The organism is Clostridium sp. (genome assembly GCF_016650035.1).
Taxonomy (GTDB): domain Bacteria; phylum Bacillota; class Clostridia; order Clostridiales; family Clostridiaceae; genus Clostridium_AD.
The window spans coordinates 1-5,344 of the sequence record NZ_JAENWM010000146.1 but is presented as its reverse complement, the minus strand read 5'-3'; the positions used below and the strand labels follow the sequence as shown (position 1 = coordinate 5,344).

General features: G+C 30.7%; 7 protein-coding genes. 3 read left to right on the top strand and 4 right to left on the bottom strand.

The window, feature by feature from the left end; translation table 11 throughout:
- Positions 1 to 153: 153 nt before the first annotated feature.
- Entirely contained in the window at positions 154 to 348 is a 195-nt protein-coding gene (locus tag JJD95_RS19530; protein ID WP_367114857.1) for a tyrosine-type recombinase/integrase, read from the top strand.
- Entirely contained in the window at positions 341 to 1,528 is a 1,188-nt protein-coding gene (locus JJD95_RS19525) for an IS91 family transposase (RefSeq protein WP_291645091.1), read from the top strand. The genes JJD95_RS19530 and JJD95_RS19525 overlap by 8 nt, the downstream gene beginning before the upstream one ends.
- A 308-nt stretch (positions 1,529 to 1,836) precedes the next feature.
- On the opposite strand, the gene JJD95_RS19520 is transcribed toward JJD95_RS19525, so the two are convergent.
- Positions 1,837 to 2,142: a hypothetical protein gene (locus tag JJD95_RS19520; protein ID WP_291645089.1), complete on the bottom strand. Its 306-nt coding sequence runs from the start codon at positions 2,140 to 2,142 to the stop codon at positions 1,837 to 1,839.
- Positions 2,135 to 2,362 carry a helix-turn-helix transcriptional regulator gene (locus JJD95_RS19515; RefSeq protein WP_291645087.1) on the bottom strand — a complete coding sequence of 76 codons (228 nt, stop codon included), beginning with the start codon at positions 2,360 to 2,362 and terminating at the stop codon, positions 2,135 to 2,137. Before JJD95_RS19515 ends, JJD95_RS19520 begins: the two co-directional genes overlap by 8 nt.
- Positions 2,363 to 2,553: 191 nt before the next feature.
- On the opposite strand from JJD95_RS19515, the gene JJD95_RS19510 reads away from it, so the two are divergent.
- A complete protein-coding gene (locus JJD95_RS19510; protein WP_291645085.1) occupies positions 2,554 to 2,718 on the top strand; it encodes a hypothetical protein in 165 nt (54 codons plus the stop codon).
- 240 nt (positions 2,719 to 2,958) lie between these two features.
- Here JJD95_RS19510 and JJD95_RS19505 read toward each other — a convergent pair whose 3' ends face one another.
- Both JJD95_RS19505 and JJD95_RS19500 read right to left on the bottom strand, forming a co-directional pair.
- Complete coding sequence (locus JJD95_RS19505; RefSeq protein WP_291645083.1) at positions 2,959 to 3,987, bottom strand: glycosyltransferase family 4 protein; 1,029 nt, start codon at positions 3,985 to 3,987, stop codon at positions 2,959 to 2,961.
- A gap of 429 nt (positions 3,988 to 4,416) precedes the next feature.
- On the bottom strand, positions 4,417 to 4,956 hold the full coding sequence (locus JJD95_RS19500) for a recombinase family protein (protein ID WP_291645081.1): 540 nt from the start codon (positions 4,954 to 4,956) through the stop codon (positions 4,417 to 4,419).
- Positions 4,957 to 5,344: the final 388 nt, after the last annotated feature.

The window sequence follows — 5,344 nt, the reverse complement described above, 5'->3', positions numbered from 1 at the left end:
GCATGGTATGACCTCCTTAAATGTGTTATAGGATAATTATGCACAATAAAATAAAATCCAAACCTTTTTTAGTCCTAATCTAGTAAAATCAGGTACTTGTTTAAAAAGGTTTGGATTTTAAAAAGGTTTGGATAACTCAAAAAATCCAAACGTTTGGATTTGCTTCGACATAGCTTCGCTACCCATTTATTGGAAGACGGTACAGATATATGTTATATTCAAAGGCTATTAGGACATGCCCAAATAACTACTACAACTATCTATTTACATCTTAGGAGAATGGATTTGCTTAATATAAAGAGTCCACTGGATATACTTTTAGACAAAAAAGACGAACATAATGATTGAGATTCAAGATATATTTGATAAATATGGTGATGAATATAGGAGAAATCATAAGCTGCCGTTACATATATTAAAAACTATGATTTCCATTGAAGCTTGTAGAACAGCAGAACTTGGAGGACATGTAGATGAGTGCAATGAATGTGGTCATACGAGGATTTCTTATAATTCTTGTCGAGATAGGCATTGTCCTAAATGTCAAACTTTAGCTAAGGAAAGGTGGCTTGAAAAAAGAAAAGAAGATTTATTACCCGTAGGGTATTTTCATGTTGTTTTTACTATACCACAAGAACTTAACTTTATAACACTTACAAACCAAAAGGAAATGTATTCTATACTATTTAACTCTGTTTCTGAAACTCTACTCGAACTATCAAGAGATAAAAAATATTTAGGAGCGGAAATTGGTTTTATGAGTATCCTTCACACTTTTGGTCAAAATCTTATGAATCATCCTCATATACATTGTGTAGTACCAAGTGGTGGATTAACTTTTGATGGTACAAGATGGATAAACTCAAAGAAAGATTTTTTTATTCCAGTAAAAGTTTTATCAAGAAAGTTTAGAGGTAAATTCTTGTTTTATCTTAAAAAAACTTATCATAGTAATGCTCTAAAATATACTACTGGAATTCAAGAATTAACAGAAAAACATATATTTCATAGCTTCATAGATAAGTTATATAAAAAGGAATGGGTTGTATACTGTAAACCCCCTTTCGGGAGTGCGGAGTACGTACTTGAGTACCTTGGCAGATACTCTCATCGAGTGGCTATATCCAACCATAGAATTGTGAATTTGGAAAACGGCTATGTAACATTTAAGTGGAAAGATTATAGAGACCATAATAAAGAAAAATTTATGACACTTACGGTAGATGAATTTATGAGAAGATTTTTCATGCATGTTTTACCAAGAAAATTTGTTAAAATTAGACACTATGGAATATTAAGCAATAGAAACAGATCAACTAAACTTCAAAAATGCAAAGAACTTACAGATGCAGTACAAATTAAAAGTGAAAATTCAGATGTTAGGTTGAGTGCAGCAGAGCTTCTTCTTAAGCTGACAGGAATTGATATAAATATCTGTTCTTGCTGTGGAAAAGGTAAAATGATTACAAAGGAGAAGTTGGACCGGCAAAACTATTCTCCTCCAGGAGGAACAAATAAAATAGCATAAAGTCTTTATTTTGGGGAGGGGGGAAATGCGTCTATTTTTATAAAATAATCAAAAAATATGAGCAATATAGATACATTAATGGAAATTGCAGTAATAGTTTTAAATTAGAAACTGATTTCAGAAAGAGGTGAAAGATTGAATCGCCATAGCAGTGCTAACGCGGCATCGTTCAACTCCTCGTTTCAGACATTGAGCAACTTTCGTAGCTATCATCGTTTAAGTATATACTTAAGGTGATAGCTTTTGTCGGCTCAACATCTGAATCCGAATCTATTCATTTCACGGCATTTGTTGTTATTTTTAAATTCTTAGTTGAAAAAATTTTTCATAACAACTGCCAATAAAAAAGCTAAAATAGCTACAATCACTGACATTAATGCAATGTTTCTTATCATATTCTTAGGATAAATTTTTTTCTTATACTGATATATAATTGTTGGTAATAAACTTAACAAAACTATCAATATTAAATCAAAACTTCCTTCATGGAACCTTATGCTCCTGTACACAACATCAAGAAATATTGCGTATATGATAAAATGAAATCCAATTTTGTAACTAGCATTTTCAACAGATGTTGTTCTTTCATCTTTTTCTACTACCTTATTAATCATTGTTTTCAACCTCCTCAAAATAAAATAAATCTTCAAATTTTTTATTAAGTTTATTAGAAAGGATTAATGCCACCTTTGCAGAAGGACAATATTGACCTGTTTCGATAGAACTAATTGTCTGTCTGGTTACACCTGCAAGTATAGCCAATTCTTCCTGAGATAAATTTTTTTCAGCTCGTGCAACCTTTAATCGGTTTTTTAGTTGTATATTTGGATTCAAATTATCATCTCCAGTAATTTAATAGTAGCATATGCTTGTCAATATGTAAAGCATACTTTGAATTTTAACAAGCAAGCTTATATTATAAAGCGATATAACATTTAAGAGCATTCATTGTATAATATTACAAATGGGAATATACTAAAAGTAATAATAAGTTTAATCTATAAAATAAAGAGGAGATGTTTTGAGTGAAAAAGATGAAATTTGTAGACATATTTTTTCTTTTTTTAGGTACGATAGGGTTACTGTTTGGAGGTGCGGTTGGATCTACGGGATATACGGTTTCAGCTATATGTATTATTTTATCTGCAATGATTTTTGTAGATACTAGAAAGAAAACAGAAATTTTATAAAAAATGTTTATAATAACATAAAAGTAAATTAGAAATCGCAAGTTAATTGATTTGCAATTTTTTAATTTACTTTTTTATTTACGCCTTATTTGTTTATTCCTTTAGTTAAAAACAATATATATTGATATTTTGAAAGTAACACAATACCAATTGAGTTACTTTCACTTTGAGGCTATTACTCGGTTTTCCCAATTGTAAATAACTGGCTTAGCGAGCACTACCCTTACAATAATATATAACCTAATCCTTTTTTTCGAATATACCAAATTTCCAAGCTACTAAAACAGTAATAACCCCTACCCATGCTAATAAAGAGTATGCCTTTTGCGTACTCATTTGCATAGCTATGATAGCAATTCCACCTAGAAGAGCACTTATAAAATACATGATAACAACTGCTTGTTTTTGGCTGAGTCCCATAGCTAAGAGTCTATGATGCAAATGTCCTTTATCTGCTTGCATAATAGGTTTTCCATGAACCTTTCGTCTTATCATGGCAAAAAGTGTATCGTAAATAGGTAATGCAAACGCTAAAATAGGTACTGCAATTACAAAAGCCGTCACAGATTTAATTGCAGTACCTATTGAAATAGCCGCTAAAAGAAACCCTAATAATTGAGATCCAGTATCTCCCATAAATATAGATGCCGGATTAAAATTATATGGTAAAAAGCCTAAAATCGCGCCACTTAAAACTGCTGTTAGAAATGCAGGTTCAAGTCTTCCGCTAAGTATAGAAACTATCATTAAAGTAACACATGATATGAATGCTATGCCTGCCGCTAAACCATCTAATCCATCAATTAAGTTAAATGCATTAGTAACACCTACAATCCATATTATAGTCACTGGTATGTTAATCCATCCCATACTTATAAAAGGATAAAAACCCCTAAAAGGATTGGTTATCATTGATATTCTTGTACCTGACAACAATAAACATATAGCCGCTATAATTTGTATAAGGAGTTTATATCTAGGTCTTAAATCTTTAATATCATCTATAATTCCGCCAATTACAATTATAGTCGCACCAATGATTATCCCCGTTTGAGATGGCGTTAAAATTCCATTATATAAAATTACTCCTAAAACAAAAGCTATGTATATAGCGAGACCACCCATAACTGGTACAGGTTTTGTATGAACTCTTCTTGTATCTTTAGGGATATCAATGGCATTAACCCTTATTGCTAATTTTTTAACTAAAGGTGTAAATACAGCAGAAATTAAAGCTGTAACAATTGCTAAAATATAAAAATTACTCATAAAAAAACCTTTCTTTCACAAAAACTGCGTTTTTATTTGATAAATACAGACTAAAATTTATGAAATTAATAGATAACTTTAATTTATAGAATTTCATAATTAATATTCACCATCACCTTAAATTGAGTCATCATTTTCTATCCATTTTCGTGTAATTACGATCTTATATTGTATTTTATTTCTCTAATTATATGTTAATATTATCATAATAGTTAGTTTATGTTAATATGTTTTTGATAATAGCGGCTTTTTATTAAGTGCACATTTATATTCTGAAAGTAACACAATGGTAATTGTGTTACTTTCAGATTGGGTGTATTGCTCACTCCTTATTTTTTTCAATTTGAATGTAACATAACGTGTTGACTTGTTACGTTCAATGTATTATAAATGATGTCCTAAATTTCAAGTGCTTGCAGCAGCTCCGTATTAATTGCTCTCTTTATATTGATTAATTAATTTATAAAATGTAGTTTTCTTTAATTCCAATATTTTCATAACATCAATCGCTTTTATAGTGTTTTCCTTGTACATATTGTAATACTTATCCCATAACCTCGGTACTTCAATAGATTTACGTCCTTTATATTTTCCTTCTGTTACTGCAATTGAAATGCCTTCCATCTGTCTATCTTTTAGGTAGTCACGTTCAAGTTGTGCAACTGCTCCAAATACTGTGAGCATGAATACTCCAGTAGGGGTTGTAGTATCTATGGCTTCCTTTAATGATATAAATATAATGCCCTTACTATTTGATTGTTCTACAAGTTCCAACAGATCTTTAGTGTTACGAGCGAACCTACTTATGCTATCTACAATAAGCTTATCACCGTTTTTTATTGATGCCATTAGATTAGTTAACACCGGTCTTTCTGTTACGTTCTTACCACTAACCTTCTCTATATAAACACATTCCCTTGGTATATTATATTCTTTTGCCTTTACCTCTTGTCGGGGTAGCGTACACAAAAATGATATTTCGTACGCTAAGAAAAGCATATCCCCATAAATGTAATGATTTAGGTTAAAAAGTGTCCTAGAGGTCACAAAATCAATGTGCTATTTTTATAATATATCTCATAAAACAATACATTCAAATACACAATAAGAAAAAGGCTTTAGTTAAATTTACTATAAGCCTTTATATATCAACGCTTTATGATGTTTTTACGAATGTAAGGTTTTAGTCAAAATCGTACATTCGTTTGTGACGTAATTTGAATAGGTTTGGATTCAGATGTTGAGCCGACAAAAACTATCACCATAAGTATATACTAAATGATGATAGTCACTGAAATTGCTCAATTTCTGAAACAAGCTTTAGAACGATGCCGCGTTTCCTCTACTATGGGGATTC